The following is a 15,984-nucleotide window of genomic DNA, read 5'->3' as shown; positions in this document are numbered from 1 at the left end:
GTCCCGGGCAAATCTCCGTTAACGACAATAAATTTGCCGAGACTTTTCCATGATCGAATCCGTCGAAGACTTCCTTGCCCGCCTGAAAAAACGCGATCCAGACCAGCCTGAATTCCACCAGGCGGTGGAAGAGGTACTACGCAGCCTGTGGCCTTTTCTGGAAGCCAATCCCCATTACCTGACCTCGGGTATTCTCGAACGCATCTGCGAGCCGGAGCGTGCGGTGGTGTTCCGTGTGTCGTGGGTCGACGATCAGGGCAAGGTCCGGGTCAACCGCGGTTTCCGCATCCAGATGAACAGCGCCATCGGTCCCTACAAGGGCGGTTTGCGCTTCCACCCTTCGGTCAATCTGGGGGTGCTTAAATTCCTCGCCTTCGAACAGACCTTCAAGAATTCCCTGACCTCACTGCCCATGGGCGGCGGCAAAGGCGGTTCGGACTTCAACCCCAAGGGCAAGAGCGACGCTGAAGTCATGCGCTTCTGCCAAGCGTTCATGAGCGAGCTGTATCGTCATATCGGTGCAGATGTGGACGTGCCCGCGGGCGATATCGGCGTCGGCGCCCGGGAAATCGGCTTCCTGTTCGGGCAGTACAAGCGCCTGAGCAACCAGTTCACCTCGGTCCTGACCGGCAAGGGCATGAGCTACGGCGGCAGCCTGATTCGTCCCGAGGCCACCGGTTTCGGCTGCGTGTACTTTGCCGAAGAGATGCTCAAGCGCCGTGGCGACCGGGTCGAAGGCAAGCGCGTGGCGATATCCGGTTCGGGCAACGTGGCGCAGTACGCGGCGCGCAAAGTCATGGACCTGGGGGGCAAGGTGATTTCCCTGTCCGACTCCGAGGGCACGCTGTATTGCGAGTCCGGCCTCAGCGAAGAGCAATGGCTGGCGGTGCTGGAGCTGAAAAACGTCAAGCGCGGGCGCATCAGCGAGCTGGCCGAGCAGTTTGGCCTGGAGTTCCGCGCTGGCCAGAGCCCTTGGTCCCTGGCGTGCGATATCGCATTGCCCTGCGCGACCCAGAACGAACTGGACGCCGACGCTGCTCGCACCCTGCTGCGTCAGGGCTGCATCTGCGTGGCCGAAGGCGCGAACATGCCGACCACCCTGGAGGCTGTGGATATCTTTATCGACGCCAATATCCTGTTCGCCCCGGGCAAGGCGTCGAACGCCGGCGGCGTGGCGGTGAGCGGGCTGGAGATGTCGCAGAACGCCATGCGTCTGCTGTGGACTGCTGGCGAAGTGGACAGCAAGCTGCACAACATCATGCAATCGATCCACCATGCCTGCGTGCATTACGGCGAAGAGAACGGTCGGATCAACTACGTCAAGGGCGCGAACATCGCCGGCTTCGTCAAGGTTGCCGATGCCATGTTGGCCCAGGGCGTGGTCTGAGGCGCTTCAGGCCGGTTCGATGCGGATGATCTCGATCGTCTGATCGCCTGCCGGCCGATGCCACAGCACCTCATCCCCCGGTTGCGCGCCCAGTAGCGCGCGACCCAGGGGCGAGCCCCAGTTGACCAGGCCATGGGCGGCATCGGCCTGGTCTTCCCCCACCAGTTGCACCTGCTGCTCGCTGCCCTGTTCATCGGCGAAGGTCACGCGGCTGCCTATCTGCACCTTGGTGGTGGAAGTGGCCTGGGTCACCACCTGGGCGCTTTGCAGGCGTTGCTGGAAATACCGCAGGTCACGTTCGATATCAGCTTGACGCTGTGGGTCCGCCTGGTCGCCCAGGCTCGCTTGTTCGCTGTGCTGGCTGTGCAGCTGCGCGACTTTGGCCTGCAACTGGGCCAGGCCGGTCGGGGTGACGTAGTTGGGTTGGGCGCTGACGAGGCGTTCGACCGGCTGGTCGGCCTGTGCGGCGGCCTGATCTTCATTGACGAAGGCACGGCTCATGGCATTTCTCCCTTGATGGAGGTTGGGCCATGGTCGCAGCCTTTTAGTTTCGGGCAATGTCCGAAAGCGACCTATTGCGAACGATAGGCCCGCGCCGCGCCTTGATCCTTCTCTTGCTGCCAGGCGCGCTCGCGCTCATCCCAATGGCGATCCCGGTAATCGGTGCGGTCCTGGTTTTCGAGCATGGCCTGGCATTGGCGGAAGCCATCGCTCCAGCCTTCGGCGTATTGCGGGTCCTTGAGATAGCGCGGGACGTTTTTGCGGAACTCGCCACTGATCGACCCGGCGGCCTGGCGACCGCTGATGCACCCGTCATCGAAACCGTCGGCGAAGGCCGGCGGGTAACCCAGGGCCAGCAAATGCTCGTGGGTCGACTCGCACCCACTGATCAGCAACAACAAGACGGCTGCCCAACCAAAACGCTTCATCTGCGACTCCTGGACGCTTGATGAGTGAAGTTTAGAAGCGCTTTCGTCGCGGCCTTGTGAAAAACAGGTGAGCGGTTTGTTTGGGGTTGCCGTGGGTAGGTGCTGTGGAGTGTCAGGGAGGTTATCGGCGTGATTGATGCCAGCGCAGCTTGGCGGCAGCGGTTACAGGAGGAGCTGTAGCCGCTGCCGCCAGGCTGCGCTGGGTCTTCCAGGCGCCGTGTTGGTGCAGGCGGATTGGGAGCTTCTTAGTAGTGATACCACTTGAGTTCCAGCATCACTTCGTTGACCGGTGTGGCCAGCTGGCTGAATTCGCGCTGGGCACTCAGGCGCAGGCCGAGGTTGCGTGACAGTTCCCATTGCTGGTTGAGGCTCAAGCTGCGGCGCACTTCGCCGTTGGTGAAGTAGTCGCCCTTGGCCTCGACGCTGAAGTTGCCCAGCGGGTTTTTCCACAGGAGCCCGGAGTTGAACCCGGCCGCGGGGGCGATAAAGCCAGCGAAGTCGTTGTTGTGTTCGATGCGAACGGTGCCCAGGGCAAAGCCCAGGGTGTTTTCGCCCAGTTGCCAGGTGCCGCCGGCACCGCCATTGACGTGGCTGACCAGGGTTTCATCGTCATGCTTGCCGGGCACTCGCTCCAGGCCGCCGGTGACCTGCCACGACCAGGGTTGCAGCAACTCGTTGCGCGGGGTCAGGGAGCGGATGGTCGCAAGATCCAGTTGCTGCAGTTGCCAGTGATTGCCTTCGTACTGGCGCAGCTTCATCTGCAGGATTTCGATCTGTGCGCCCAGGGGGAAGCCTTCGGCGTTGTCATTCAGATCGTGGTAGGCCATGCGCAGGCCATACTCGCCAAACGCCTGGTCGCCCCGGGTGCCGATGCCGGCCTGCCAGGTGCGCGACTCGTGGCCATCTTCCGGCAGCCCCGGCCGCTCGATCTCAAGCTCCGGCGCCGGGTTCTGATTGATCGCCCGCAACAGCTCGAAGCTGCGTTGTGAACGCTGTGGGTCGCGCTCCTGGCCGTTGGCGCGGTAGCGCTCCAGGCGGTAGGCCGCGTCGATGATCAGGGCCTGGCGGTCCCGTGGTTGGGCCTTGAAGGCTGGGTCCTGCAGTTGCTTCTGATTGGCACTGACCTTGAGCACCCAATCCTGCTCGGCACCCGACAGCGGTTGCGCGCGGCTCAGCAACTCACGCTCGCGGGACGGGCGATAGTCGATCTTCTCCACCAGCCCGGCTTCTTTCACCGCCTTGACCGTATCGGTAGGGATCGCGGTCAGGGGGAACTGCTCGGTCAGTTTCAGGCCGGGGCGCGCCACCTGCAGCAATTCCAGCAGGCGATAGGAGCAGTTTTCGTCGAAGAAAAAGTAATCGAACTGGATCTGCTTCAGCTCCCAGACATGCTCGACCATGCGCTCGGTCTCGACCTGGGTCAGGTTCAGCCGGTATTCCCATAGGTCGCGGTTTTCCAGGCTGCGGTATTCCGAGAGTTTCTCCTGGTAGGGGACCAGGGCGAACAGGCCTGGATAGCCGCCCATCAGGCCTTTCCAGGCGTAGAGGATGCTGTTGTCCGAGCCTTCGATATAGGCCCCGAAGTTGATCGCGTAGCTGAGCAGGGCCGTGTTGTTGCTTTGCACGTCGGCCTGGTCGATGCGCAGCAGGGTGTGGCCGAACATCGAGGATGGGCTATTGAGGTAGGCCGCCGGGAAGATCATCACCGCGCTGTGGGGCGCGACATCCTTGAACCACTGCTTGAACTCGCTGCAGTCCACCGCCGGCAGATCGTCCAGCTTGAGCTGCGCCTTGAGCCAGCGGGTGCGGGCCGGATAAACGCATTGGGCGTGTTTCTCGCCGGCGCTCGCGGGGGCGTAGATCGCCTCGAGGGTGGCCTTGAGTTCTGCATCGGGATGGTGCGCGCCATCGGCGGCGAGAAAGAACTTCTGGTCGCTGACATAGCTGCGCCAGCCGCCGAGCTTGCCACTCTCGTAGTGCCCCAGGGAGATCCAGAACGGATCATTGGCCAGTTGCTGCAAACGTTGATTGTCGATATGAGGCGCGGCGTACAGCGGGGCGCAGGCACACAGCGCCAGATAGGCAAGGCGTTTGAGCATGGTGGGCAACTTAAGTCGAAAAAAACAAAGACCCAAAGGGGGTTAGGTCGAAAAAATAAAAAGCCCGCCCCCAGAGGGAGCGGGCGTTGCGAGCTTAAGCCGGGGTAGCGTATTTAGCCAGGCGCGTGTCGCTTTTCAGCACGGCCAGGGTATTGGTGTGCACATCGTCCGCCGTCACGTCAGCTTTGCTGAAGATCTGCTGGAAGTGCTCGTGGGTGACTGCGGCGAAGTGCGCGCGATCTTCCGGAGCGACACCCAGTACCACAGCGTAAGTGGTCAGGGCTTCGCCTTGGCCTTTTGCCATGTCTTCGGACAGTTCGTTCATCATGCCATTCATGGCAATCCAGGATTTACCGCCATACGTCAGCGCGGCGTTGGTCGAGCAACCGTTGGTACCGGACGTCATACCGAACGTGGCGTTACCGGAAGTGCCGTTGGTGGTGGATGCCAGGAAGTGTGCTGGGGTCCCACGCTGACCTTCGAACAGCATGTTGCCCCAGCCGCAATCCGGACCGCCTGGCGCCTGAGCCATGGCATTGATGGAAACAGCGGTGAAGAGAGTACCGAGAAGAATCCGTTTCATAGCTTTGTTCTCTTTGTGTGCAAACCAATGGACAAGGGGGTCTGGCCCATTTCTGCGCCAGTGGGCCGGTTATTAGTCCAGCCGCGCAGTTTGGAGTTTAGGCAGGTTCCAAGGGTTCCGTTACTTTTTACAAAACATTCATGCATATGAAGGTTTTTTTCCCGTTCACCCAGGCTTTTACGTTTGTCTATGCTTTCGCCTGAGGCGCGCCTTGCCAGCCGGGTATACCCGGCGCCAGAATGCCGCCATCTGCCCCGCCTGATGTAAGGAAGCCCGATGCCTGATCCTGTTGCTGCCAGCTTGCGTCTAGCGCCCGAAGCGCTGACCCGTCCGTTTTCCGCTGAACAGTTCAGCTTCTCGACCACCAATGATCTGGAGCCCTTTCGCGGTGTGCTTGGCCAGGAACGTGCTGTTGAAGCGCTGCAATTTGGTGTGGCCATGCCACGCCCCGGTTACAACGTGTTTGTCATGGGTGAGCCCGGCACTGGCCGGTTTTCTTTCGTCAAACGCTACCTGAAGGCTGAAGGCAAGCGCCTGCAGACCCCGGCGGACTGGGTCTACGTCAATAATTTCGATGAGCCGCGCGAGCCCCGCGCCCTGGAATTGCCGTCGGGCACTGCCGGTGCGTTCATCGGCGACATCAACGGTTTGATCGACAACCTGCTGTCGACCTTTCCGGCAGTGTTCGAACACCCGTCCTACCAACAGAAGAAAAGCGCCATCGACCGTGCGTTCAACCAACGCTACGACCGCGCTCTGGATGTGATCGAACGCCTGGCCCTGGAAAAGGAAGTCGCGCTGTACCGCGACAGCAGCAACATCGCCTTTACCCCGATGAGCGAGGGCAAGGCGTTGGACGAAGCGGAATTCGCCCAGTTGCCCGAGGCTGAGCGCGAGCGTTTCCACGAGGACATTTCAGCGCTGGAAGAACGCCTCAACGAAGAGTTGGCGAGCCTGCCGCAATGGAAGCGCGAGTCGAGCAACCAGTTGCGCCAGCTCAACGAAGAAACCATCACCCTGGCCCTGCAACCTTTGCTGGCGCCACTGTCGGAAAAGTACGCGGAAAACGCAGCGGTCTGCGGGTACCTGCAAGCCATGCAGGTTTACCTGCTGAAAACCGTGGTCGAGCAACTGGTCGACGACAGCAAGACCGACGCCGTGGCCCGCAAGCTCCTGGAAGAACAGTACTGCCCGAGCCTGGTGGTCGGTCACCCGGCCAGCGGTGGCGCACCGGTGGTGTTCGAGCCGCATCCGACCTATGACAACCTGTTTGGCCGGATCGAGTACAGCACCGACCAGGGCGCGCTTTACACCACTTACCGTCAACTGCGGCCGGGCGCCTTGCACCGGGCTAACGGTGGTTTCCTGATTCTTGAAGCCGAGAAGATGCTCAGCGAGCCCTTCGTCTGGGATGCCCTCAAGCGTGCCCTGCAATCGCGCAAGCTGAAGATGGAGTCGCCATTGGGCGAGCTCGGGCGCCTGGCCACGGTGACCCTGACACCACAAGTGATCCCGCTGCAGGTCAAGGTCATCATCATCGGTGCGCGGCAGCTGTACTACACGCTGCAGGACCTGGATCCGGACTTCCAGGAGATGTTCCGGGTGCTGGTGGACTTCGACGAAGACATCCCGATGGTCGACGAGAGCCTTGAGCAGTTCGCCCAGTTGCTCAAGACCCGTACCTCGGAAGAAGGCATGGCGCCGCTGACTGCCGATGCGGTGGCGCGCCTGGCGACTTACAGCGCACGCCTGGCCGAGCACCAGGGGCGTTTGTCGGCGCGCATTGGCGATCTGTTCCAGCTGGTCAGCGAGGCCGACTTCATTCGCCACCTGGCCGCCGATGAAATGACCGATGCCGGGCATATCGAACGCGCCCTCAAGGCCAAGGCCACTCGCACCGGCCGAGTGTCGGCGCGGATTCTCGATGACATGCTGGCCGGGATCATCCTGATCGATACCGACGGTGCCGCTGTCGGCAAGTGCAACGGGCTGACGGTGCTGGAAGTGGGCGATTCGGCGTTCGGGGTTCCCGCGCGGATTTCGGCGACGGTCTATCCGGGCGGCAGCGGTATCGTCGACATCGAGCGCGAGGTTAACCTCGGGCAGCCGATCCACTCCAAGGGGGTGATGATCCTCACCGGTTACCTGGGCAGTCGTTATGCCCAGGAATTCCCCCTGGCGATCTCCGCCAGTATTGCCCTGGAGCAGTCCTACGGTTACGTCGATGGCGACAGCGCGTCCCTGGGCGAGGCTTGCACGCTGATCTCGGCGCTGTCCAAGACGCCGCTCAAGCAATGCTTCGCCATTACCGGCTCGATCAACCAGTTTGGCGAAGTGCAGGCGGTGGGCGGGGTCAACGAGAAGATCGAAGGCTTCTTCCGTCTCTGCGAGGCGCGCGGCTTGACCGGGGAGCAGGGCGCCATTATTCCTCAGGCCAACGTCGCGACCCTGATGCTGGATGAGAAAGTGCTGCAAGCGGTGCGTGCCGGGCAGTTTCATGTGTATGCGGTGCGCCAGGCCGACGAGGCGTTGAGCCTGTTGGTCGGCGAGCCTGCCGGCGAGCCGGATGCAGATGGGCAGTTCCCGGAAGGCAGCGTCAACGCGCGGGTGGTGGAGCGCTTGCGGGTGATCGCGGAAATGATCAGCGAAGAAGACCTCAAGGAAGCCGAAAAAGAGCTGGCGCAACAGGCGCTGGCTGAAGCCAAACCGGTCTGACCCAGACCTGCGTCGCGGGCTTTGTCCCGCGTCGCAGCGTCAGTCGGCTGGCGTCAACTTTCGCCAACAGACCATTCGGCGCCTGTTTATCCGGTCAACTTTGCTTATCGGGCTTTTCCTCTATTCTCAGGGCAAGGAGAACGACAGTCGTCACTGGATCGCAACAGTCTTCCGACGAAGACTGAACACCGGATCTAACGAGGGTCGCCGCCATGTCGCGCAACCTCTGCCTTACCCGCCAATGCCTGGGCCTGGTCACCCGTATCGAATGCAGCGTTCGTCCGCTGGCCGGCGATACCGGAATGTGGACCTTGCTGTTCGCCGCCGGAATGGCCGGTGAACAACCTTCTGCCATCAAATCCCAGGGGCCTTTCTGCGGTCCGGTGGTGGCTGAATCCATACTCGACTCGATTGTCGAGAGCCTCACCACCCACGGTTACCAACTGGCCGATGACCCGCAGATCTGGTGCCTGCACCTGCAAGCCCAACTGCGCCAGATCAACGGTGATCGCGGGCGCAACTCCGGCGACTTCCAGTTCCACCCCGAGCACTGAACCCTACTGATCGGCCCGAGGCGGTTCGACTTTGTCGAGCTTGACCTCAAAGCCATACTCGACGGGGTTGAGCTCGGTGCGTTGGTAGGTCTCCAGTTCTGTTGGCTGACCATAGAAATAGTGCACGTCGAACAGCGCCGGGCCGGTGGCCGATGCGCCGTGGCTGACGGCAAAAATTTCCTTCAGGTATTGCCCCGTGTCGTCTTTGGCGTAAAAGCGCCAGGCGTCGGCGGGAAACTGCGCCTGGTCGACGATCAGCGCATTGCCTTTGAGCTCCAGGCCCTTGGGCAATTGCTGGGTCTTGAGGGTGTTTTTCTCGATGCTGGCCAGGAACAGCGGTATAGAACCGACGGCGTAGGCCGGGGTCTCCGGGAACAGGTTGAGGTCGTAGGTGATGGTGCCGCGCAACGGGTCGATCTCGAGGGCTTCGGTGGGCAGTTCGATGGGTTCGCCGCGCTTGCCCTGGGCGCCCTGGGTGAAAAATGTCACTGGGGTATCGCCGGTATTGAAGGACGAACCCAGCAGTTCGTCATTGAACGTACGCGGGTGATCGAATTCGATGCGCGCGGCACTGGCATCCTCCACCGACTGGCTGATGCTGACACTTTTCTTCAGGGTGTCTTCGTCGAGGTCCGCGGCTTTCAGGTAGGTCGCGGCCTGGTCGTCATAGACCACGACCGGCATCGGCAGCGGCCGGATGTTCTTGTCGGTGCTCATGTGGTCGAAGCGCTGAACCGGCAGGTCGAGATCCTTGCGGGTAATGCTGGCCTGGGAAAAGTCGAAAACGCTGACCTCCAGCTTGTCGATCACTCCGTTGAAATAGACCTTGGCGTAATGGCTGGTCTGCTGTTCGTCGAACGCTTTTTGCTCGGTTTCGAGCTGCCGTTCGAAATCGTCGCTCCAGGCTTTCTGTTTCTTCATTTGCGCCAGTTGTTGCTCATAAAAGGCCACTTGCTGGGCGCTTTCGTTGAGTGAGCCGGCGCGCGCCAGAAACTGCCCGCTGGTGTCTCGGGCCTGGACCAGCAACGGATTCGGCGAGGTATCGCTGATCTGCTCGGGCAGCGCGGTGCTGTTGCGCATTTCGATCTCGGCCCAGTTCTTGTCCAGTTTGAGCAGGGTGACCTGAATATTGTCCTCGGTGCGGGTCTTGCCCAGGTCGGCCTTGCTCAGCTCGAAAGTCTGTACCCGGCGCGGCGCTATGACTTCGACCTTGCCCTGCAGGCTGACCGGTTGAGGCTGATTTTTGTTGGCGACTTCCAGGCCCTCGATGAACGGGTAGGTCACCGTCAGATCGTCGGGGTTGGTGAGGTTGGAACTCGACGGGCTGAGCTGAATGCCGGGGTCGGTTTCCGACCACTCAGGCTGGAAAGGGATGACTTTTTTGTTGCTCAAGGTAACGGACTGCCATTCCAGGCCATGGGGAAAGGGGAATTCGGCGGGCATGGTAAAGCTGAAGGGGAACACCGGTTGCAGGTCGGTCAGGTAGTCGGAACTGGTGGGTTTGCGCAGCACGAACAGGCCATTGATGTAGGTGTCGACCAGGGCTTGCGGGCTGGGATAGTGCTTGAGCAGCGCCAGGGCGTCGTCGGCGTACTCGGTATCGATGGGTTTGCTTTGCAGTCGTAGCTGGGCGCGCTCCAACAGCAGCAGAGAGCCGCCCAGGTCGGCAATGGCGCCTTTGAGTTTCGGGTCCTGGATAGCGTCCAGGGACTTCTCGAATTGCGCGGTTTTCTCTTCGAGGCTGACCTGGCGCTTCTCTTCACTGGGTGAGCAACCGCTGCCGAGCAACAGCGCCATGCACATTCCGATACTCGCCAGAGGCAATCGCAAATCCATTTTCCAGTCTTCCTGTCCGATGTCAGTGAGCGGCGTGAATGGTTTCGACACTAGCAGAAAAAACACGGCGACAGACCCGCAGGTTGCGGATTTGTCGGTGGTTTATGGGCTCGGGGACGGCTGATATACTCGCCGCCGTTTTCAAACTTCGTGTGAGATCCAATGGAACGTTTTATCGAAAATGCAATGTATGCCTCACGCTGGCTACTGGCGCCGATCTACTTCGGGCTGTCGCTGGGCTTGTTGGCGCTGGCATTGAAGTTCTTCCAGGAAGTCTTCCACGTTATCCCTAACGTGTTCTCCATGGCCGAGTCGGACCTGATCCTGGTGCTGCTGTCGTTGATCGACATGGCACTGGTGGGCGGCCTGCTGGTGATGGTGATGATTTCCGGTTACGAGAACTTCGTTTCCCAACTGGACATCGATGAGAGCAAGGAAAAGCTCAACTGGCTGGGCACCATGGACTCGTCGTCGCTGAAGATGAAAGTGGCGGCGTCGATCGTGGCGATTTCCTCGATTCACCTGCTGCGCATCTTCATGGACGCCAAGAACGTCGATCCCGAGCATCTGAAGTGGTACGTGATCATCCACATGACCTTCGTGATCTCGGCGTTCGCCATGGGTTACCTGGACAAGCTGACCAAGCACTGATCGCTCAAGCGCCGCAGTAACCGAACCGCCCGGATGTTGCAAACGTCCGGGCGGTTTTGTTTATGGGGCTGGCGAGTTTCAGGCAGTGGGGATCAGGGGACTTCCGGAGCGTGCAGCTTGACCTCGAAGTCATACTCAAAGGGCGTGACGTCTACCAGTTGATAGGCTTCGACGGTGGTGGGTTGCCCGTAGTAGTACTGCACCTGGAACAGCTCCTCGCTCTGCTTGCCTTGATGCTGGACCTGGTGGAATTTCTTCAGGTAGCGGCCACTGCTGTCCTTGGCGAAGAAGCGCCAGGCAACCTGCGGGAACGGCGTGCTCTGGATGATCAGGGCGTTGTCCCGCACGCTCAGACCCTGGGGCAGGGCGCTGGCTTCGAATAGGCTTTTTTCAACCTTGGGGTGAAGCAGGGTCATGGTGCCGGTGGCATAGGCTGGTTGCCGAGGCAGCTCAGAGGGGCTGTAAGTAATGCTGCCGCGGAAAGGGTCGAAATCGAAGGTGCGCAAGCCCATATCCAGCAGTTCGCCACGGGTGTTGAGTGCGCCCTGGGTATAGAACTCCAATGAGCGCTGAAAGTCGTACCCAGCCGCCGACCAGGCGAAGGGCGCGTCGGAGTGAAAGAGGATTCGGGCGTATTGGGCGCTGACCGCTTCTGAGCTGACACGAACGCTCTGGCGCATCTGTTCCTGGCTTATGGCATAGCGACGGGTCTGCTCGGCGATGCTGTCGTCATGCACCACGGCGTGACCCGGCATGGGCTGCAAGGCGTTGCCAGTGATCCATTCCTTGAACGAATAGACCGGGGTTTTCAATGCCTGGCGTTGCACCTGTACGGTGGAGAAGTCTAGGGCGGTGACCTTGAGGTTTTCCAGTTCTCCGTAGAAGGACACCTTCTTGTAGTGACTGCCCCGGGCCTGGCGCCAGGCGTCCAATTGCTGCTGTTGTTGGTTGATAAAGGCCGGGTCGTATTTTTTCTGTTGCAACAGTGCCAGCAGTTGCTCGTCCTCGAAGTCCAACTGTGCCTGGGGCTTGGTGGTCGCGTGGGAGGCTTTCAAGTAGTTGCCGTCCCGGTCTTGAGCCTGGATCAGCAGCGGGTCCAGCTGCATGTCTGCGAGCTCGGCACTCAGCGGGGCACTGTTGACCAGCTCGAACTCGGCAAAGTTTGGCTCGGCCTTGAGCAGCTTCACACTCAGATTGCCCTGGCTCTGGGTACTGCCGACGTCACCACGGGTGAAGCTGAACACCTTGACCTGGCCGGGAACCACCGTTTGCGCAGTACCGTTCAAGGCCACGACTTCGGGGGTGTTCTCGGTCCGCTCTTTATCCGGGTAGATGAGTTGATAGTGTCCGGGCTTGTGCTGTTCCAGGCGCCGGGACTGAGGGCCTCCTGCGGGCTCCTTGTCGGCTTGCAGGGCGATCACCGATCCGTCCTTCAAACTGGCCGACTGCCAGTCGAGCTCGGTCGGGAACAACGGTTCGAGTGGGTCTTTGTTGAACGGCGAACTGAGATCCATGTCGATTCTGCGGAAGACGGTAGCGTCATAACTCTTGAAGAACAGGCTGGCCAGCCAGTGCCCGGCCGCATCGGCGGGAACCGGGTATTGCTCGATGAGGTCATTGGCGTCGAGGCTGTGTTCGACCTTCCAGGCTGAGTTCATCCTCAGCAAACCGCGCCGCTCGTCGTACCAGGCCTGCAACTGAGTGATGGCCAGGTTTTCGAGTGTCGAGTTGGGCAACTCCCTGGCCTGGGCGATGCGTTGATCGAAGGTTTGTTCCAGGCGTTTTTCGGGGCTGAGCTCGACGCTCAGGTACAGCGCCAGGACGCCTGCTGCGAGGAGGCCGATGCCGGTGGCGACGCAGGTCATGAGTTTCATGGGCGGGCGCACTTTTTTAGGGCGCGTGGCAGGTCAACATCCATTTGCAGAGATCCATTGGCGTAGAAAGGGCTGGAAAGCGGCGGCGACACTAACAGAAAACCCGGGTCTTTTCCTTTTGCCGATGCCTGCTCCAAGTGCTGCGCCGTTGGTCCAGATCGAGAGACCGGCTCTTGTGCTTTTATCGCGCCAGGCATATGCCTGTAGCGTCACGGGCCTGAATTGCACGAGGTGGGTTTATGAACCTGCAAGAAATGAATGCCTACGCCATCGCCGGCAAGGTCGATGAGTTGAACCTGATTTCTCTGGAAGGCGGCATCTATCTGCTGGAGGCGCGCATGCATGGGGCGGCCTACCCCCTCAGCGACGGCCATGGGCAGATGTTCCACCTGCGTTCGGTGGAACATGCGCGTCAGGTGTTGCAGGCGTTTCCGACATTGCCGTTCAACCTTGTGCACACCTCGGTGCATGACGAAATGTGCGGCCTGTCTGCCAGCGCCGAGGAAAGCCTGAAGGTGCCACTGGCGTTGCGCTCGGCCTGATAGCGCCATACGCCCCCCTGATCTTCGCCCGGGCTTCTGTGCTAGTCTGCTCGCCCTTTTGGTTCCGGGCGCCCCGGGATGCGCTGTGCACGCACGGCAAGTTCCCGAGCCGTCCGCACAGCGGAGCAGTTCCATGTCCGAAGTAAATCTGTCCACCGACGAAACCCGCGTCAGCTACGGCATCGGCCGTCAGTTGGGCGACCAGCTGCGCGACAACCCGCCGCCGGGCGTGAGCCTGGACGCGATCCTGGCCGGCCTGACCGACGCTTTCGCCGGCAAGCCAAGCCGTGTAGGCCAGGACGAGCTGTCCGCCAGCTTCAAGGTCATTCGTGAAATCATGCAGGCCGAAGCGGCCGCCAAGGCTGAAGCAGCTGCAGGCGAAGGCCTGGCTTTCCTGGCTGAAAACGCCAAGCGCGATGGCATCACTACCCTGGCTTCCGGCCTGCAATTCGAAGTGCTGACTGCGGGCGAGGGCGCCAAGCCATCCCGTGAAGACAGCGTGCGTACTCATTACCACGGCACCCTGATCGACGGCACTGTGTTCGACAGCTCCTACGAGCGCGGCCAGCCTGCAGAGTTTCCGGTGGGTGGCGTGATCGCCGGCTGGACCGAAGCCCTGCAACTGATGAACGCCGGTAGCAAATGGCGTCTGTACGTGCCGAGCGAACTGGCTTACGGCGCGCAAGGCGTAGGCAGCATCCCGCCGCACAGCGTCCTGGTGTTTGACGTCGAGCTGCTCGACGTACTCTAAGTCGTAGCGAATGCGGGAGCCGGTTCGCCGGCGATGCAGGCGGCGGGGTTCAGCCTTGAACCCGTGCGCATACCATCGCTGGCAAGCCAGCCCCCGCAGGTTTTGCAGTGACGCTCATACCTGAAACTTGCTGCTGAGTTCTGACGCCGGGCGCAAGGCTCTGGCGTAACAGAACAAAAACAGGTTGCGCACCAGTTCCTTGAGCACCATTGGCTCGCTGGAACTCAAGCCGTTGAAATCCAGGTCACCCTGGTCCTGCAGCTCGTTCAGAGCCTCTTCTTCCAGCACCGCACAGACCTCCCCGGTTTCCCGATGAAGGATTCTCAGGTAAGGGTGTGGGCGATCCAGCCACGCGTCGATCAAATAAGTCATGGTTCTCATCTCCTTGATGGGTTCAATGAGAATAATTCTTATTCAATGAATAGCAAGTACCTATTGGCGGTTTCTGCTTTTTTCTAGGCAGAAATTGCTGTCGATCAACTCGACTGGCCTTTTGCTATTGGGAGGGGATTAGTGGGGGATGAGGCGGGGAGATGGCGCCATCCCGCGTAGTACGCGGGATGGGCAGGGGGATCAGACTTTGCGCACGAACTCTGACTTGAGTTTCATCGGGCCGATGCCGTCGATTTTGCAGTCGATGTCATGGTCGCCATCGCACAGGCGGATATTCTTGACCTTGGTGCCGACCTTGACCACCAGGGACGTGCCCTTGACCTTGAGGTCCTTGATCACGGTGATGGTGTCGCCATCTTGCAGGACGTTACCCACCGAGTCTTTTTTCACGCTTTCATCGGACGCTACTTCGGCTTCGCCGCTGGCGGACCACTCGTGGGCGCATTCCGGGCAGATCAGCTGTGCGCCGTCTTCATAGGTGTATTCGGAATTGCATTTTGGGCAGGGTGGCAACGTGCTCACTAAAGCTCCTTGAGTTTCAGGATGGCTAAAAAGCGCACATTGTATAGGGTTTTAGCCGGGAGAGGGGCGGGATGCCCGTTGGAGCCGGCTGGCCGGCTCCAGTGCATGCGGGGGATCAGTGCGTGCGGGCGACCGCGAACTCGCTCAGCTCCACCAGCGCATCGCGGTATTCGCTTGGCGGCAGGGCTTCGAGGCAGCTGATGGCGCGGGCTACGTAGTCGCGGGCCAGTTGTGCGGTGTAATCCAGGGAACCCGAGGCTTCCACGGCAGCGCGGATGCTTTCCAGGTCTTCGATGCCGCCTTTCTGGATCGCCTGGCGAACCAGCGCGGCCTGTTCGGCGGTGCCTTCGCGCATGGTGTAGATCAGCGGCAGGGTCGGCTTGCCCTCGGCCAGATCGTCACCGACGTTCTTGCCCAGGGTCTCGGCGTCGCCACGGTAGTCCAGCAGGTCGTCGACCAGTTGGAAGGCCACCCCCAGGTGATCGCCAAAGGTGCGCAGCGCTTCGCTTTGCTCCGGCGTGGCGCCGGCCAGGGCTGCAGCACTGTGGGTCGACGCTTCGAAGAGCATCGCGGTCTTGCCGCGGATGACCTCCATATAGGTTTCTTCGGTGGTGCTGGCGTCACGGACTTTCGACAGCTGCAGCACTTCGCCTTCGGCGATGATGCGGGTGGCTTGGGAAAGAATCTTCATGACCGGCATCGAGCCCAGCTCGACCATCATTTCGAACGAGCGCGAGTACAGGAAGTCGCCCACCAGTACGCTCGGTGCATTGCCCCACATGGCGTTGGCCGTGGAGCGGCCACGGCGCATGCCGGACATGTCGACCACGTCGTCATGCAGCAGGGTGGCGGTGTGCAGGAATTCGATGGTAGCGGCCAGCAGGCGCATGTCGTCGCCTTCGCGACCCAGGGCCTTGCCACACAACAGCACCAATAAAGGACGCAGGCGTTTGCCCCCGGCCGAGGTGATGTAGTCGCCGATTTTCGATACCAGCGGCACTCGGGAAGTCAGCTGCTTCTTGATGATGCCGTCGACGGCGCTAAAATCGTCCGCCACCGCGCGGTAGAAAGCTTGGGGTTGCATCAGCGAGAGTCGCTCCAGAAGGGTTGCGCGGCATGCTAGGACCCGCGTCCGGGCCTGTCAAGGC

15 protein-coding genes are annotated in these 15,984 nt (G+C 60.8%); 6 read left to right on the top strand and 9 right to left on the bottom strand.

From position 1 onward, the window contains the following. Positions 1-49 precede the first annotated feature (49 nt). Complete coding sequence (gene gdhA / locus AC19YX_RS29220; RefSeq protein ID WP_078471748.1) at positions 50-1,387, top strand: NADP-specific glutamate dehydrogenase; 1,338 nt, start codon at positions 50-52, stop codon at positions 1,385-1,387. Between the two features lie 6 nt (positions 1,388-1,393). Here gdhA and AC19YX_RS29215 read toward each other — a convergent pair whose 3' ends face one another. The 4 genes from AC19YX_RS29215 to AC19YX_RS29200 all read right to left on the bottom strand — a co-directional run bounded on the left by AC19YX_RS29215 (position 1,394) and on the right by AC19YX_RS29200 (position 4,998). Further along, positions 1,394-1,888, bottom strand: coding sequence for a GreA/GreB family elongation factor (locus AC19YX_RS29215; protein ID WP_078471749.1), 495 nt, complete (start codon positions 1,886-1,888; stop codon positions 1,394-1,396). A 71-nt stretch (positions 1,889-1,959) separates the two neighbouring features. Further along, positions 1,960-2,316, bottom strand: coding sequence for a hypothetical protein (locus AC19YX_RS29210; protein ID WP_078471750.1), 357 nt, complete (start codon positions 2,314-2,316; stop codon positions 1,960-1,962). A 245-nt stretch (positions 2,317-2,561) separates the two neighbouring features. After that, entirely contained in the window at positions 2,562-4,415 is a 1,854-nt protein-coding gene (locus AC19YX_RS29205; protein WP_078471751.1) for an Lnb N-terminal periplasmic domain-containing protein, read from the bottom strand. A 94-nt stretch (positions 4,416-4,509) separates the two neighbouring features. Beyond that, positions 4,510-4,998: a DUF3015 domain-containing protein gene (locus AC19YX_RS29200; RefSeq protein ID WP_078471752.1), complete on the bottom strand. Its 489-nt coding sequence runs from the start codon at positions 4,996-4,998 to the stop codon at positions 4,510-4,512. A 276-nt stretch (positions 4,999-5,274) separates the two neighbouring features. Here AC19YX_RS29200 and AC19YX_RS29195 point away from each other — a divergent pair, with 276 nt between their 5' ends. Then, positions 5,275-7,713: a Lon protease family protein gene (locus AC19YX_RS29195; protein ID WP_078471753.1), complete on the top strand. Its 2,439-nt coding sequence runs from the start codon at positions 5,275-5,277 to the stop codon at positions 7,711-7,713. A 212-nt stretch (positions 7,714-7,925) separates the two neighbouring features. Beyond that, on the top strand, positions 7,926-8,267 hold the full coding sequence (locus AC19YX_RS29190) for a PA4575 family protein (RefSeq protein WP_020296437.1): 342 nt from the start codon (positions 7,926-7,928) through the stop codon (positions 8,265-8,267). Positions 8,268-8,270: 3 nt separating this feature from the next. Here the strand turns inward: AC19YX_RS29190 and AC19YX_RS29185 are convergent, their stop codons facing one another. Next, on the bottom strand, positions 8,271-10,103 hold the full coding sequence (locus tag AC19YX_RS29185; protein ID WP_421549004.1) for a hypothetical protein: 1,833 nt from the start codon (positions 10,101-10,103) through the stop codon (positions 8,271-8,273). Between the two features lie 162 nt (positions 10,104-10,265). On the opposite strand from AC19YX_RS29185, the gene AC19YX_RS29180 reads away from it, so the two are divergent. Further along, a complete protein-coding gene (locus tag AC19YX_RS29180; RefSeq protein WP_020296439.1) occupies positions 10,266-10,754 on the top strand; it encodes a TIGR00645 family protein in 489 nt (162 codons plus the stop codon). A gap of 92 nt (positions 10,755-10,846) precedes the next feature. Here the strand turns inward: AC19YX_RS29180 and AC19YX_RS29175 are convergent, their stop codons facing one another. Continuing rightward, positions 10,847-12,628, bottom strand: a complete 1,782-nt coding sequence (locus AC19YX_RS29175) for a hypothetical protein (protein ID WP_500607641.1) — start codon at positions 12,626-12,628, stop codon at positions 10,847-10,849. A gap of 239 nt (positions 12,629-12,867) precedes the next feature. On the opposite strand from AC19YX_RS29175, the gene AC19YX_RS29170 reads away from it, so the two are divergent. Continuing rightward, positions 12,868-13,170 (top strand): DUF6482 family protein, encoded by a 303-nt coding sequence (locus tag AC19YX_RS29170; protein ID WP_020296441.1) that lies wholly within the window; start codon positions 12,868-12,870, stop codon positions 13,168-13,170. Between the two features lie 133 nt (positions 13,171-13,303). Next, a complete protein-coding gene (bamJ, locus tag AC19YX_RS29165) occupies positions 13,304-13,921 on the top strand; it encodes a BamJ family beta-barrel-assembly machinery protein (protein ID WP_020296442.1) in 618 nt (205 codons plus the stop codon). A 114-nt stretch (positions 13,922-14,035) separates the two neighbouring features. On the opposite strand, the gene AC19YX_RS29160 is transcribed toward bamJ, so the two are convergent. The 3 genes from AC19YX_RS29160 to AC19YX_RS29150 form a co-directional block, all read right to left on the bottom strand. Continuing rightward, the gene (locus tag AC19YX_RS29160; RefSeq protein ID WP_020296443.1) at positions 14,036-14,293 is read right to left on the bottom strand and encodes a PA4570 family protein; all 258 of its coding nucleotides are present in this window, start codon (positions 14,291-14,293) and stop codon (positions 14,036-14,038) included. Positions 14,294-14,494: 201 nt separating this feature from the next. Beyond that, positions 14,495-14,836 (bottom strand): zinc ribbon domain-containing protein YjdM, encoded by a 342-nt coding sequence (locus tag AC19YX_RS29155; RefSeq protein ID WP_020296444.1) that lies wholly within the window; start codon positions 14,834-14,836, stop codon positions 14,495-14,497. Positions 14,837-14,951: 115 nt separating this feature from the next. Next, entirely contained in the window at positions 14,952-15,920 is a 969-nt protein-coding gene (locus AC19YX_RS29150; protein ID WP_020296445.1) for a polyprenyl synthetase family protein, read from the bottom strand. Positions 15,921-15,984 lie beyond the last annotated feature (64 nt).

Source organism: Pseudomonas sp. MF09150 (assembly GCF_059862355.1).
Note: the sequence above shows the minus strand (reverse complement) of the source record. Positions and strands in the feature narration are given on the sequence as shown.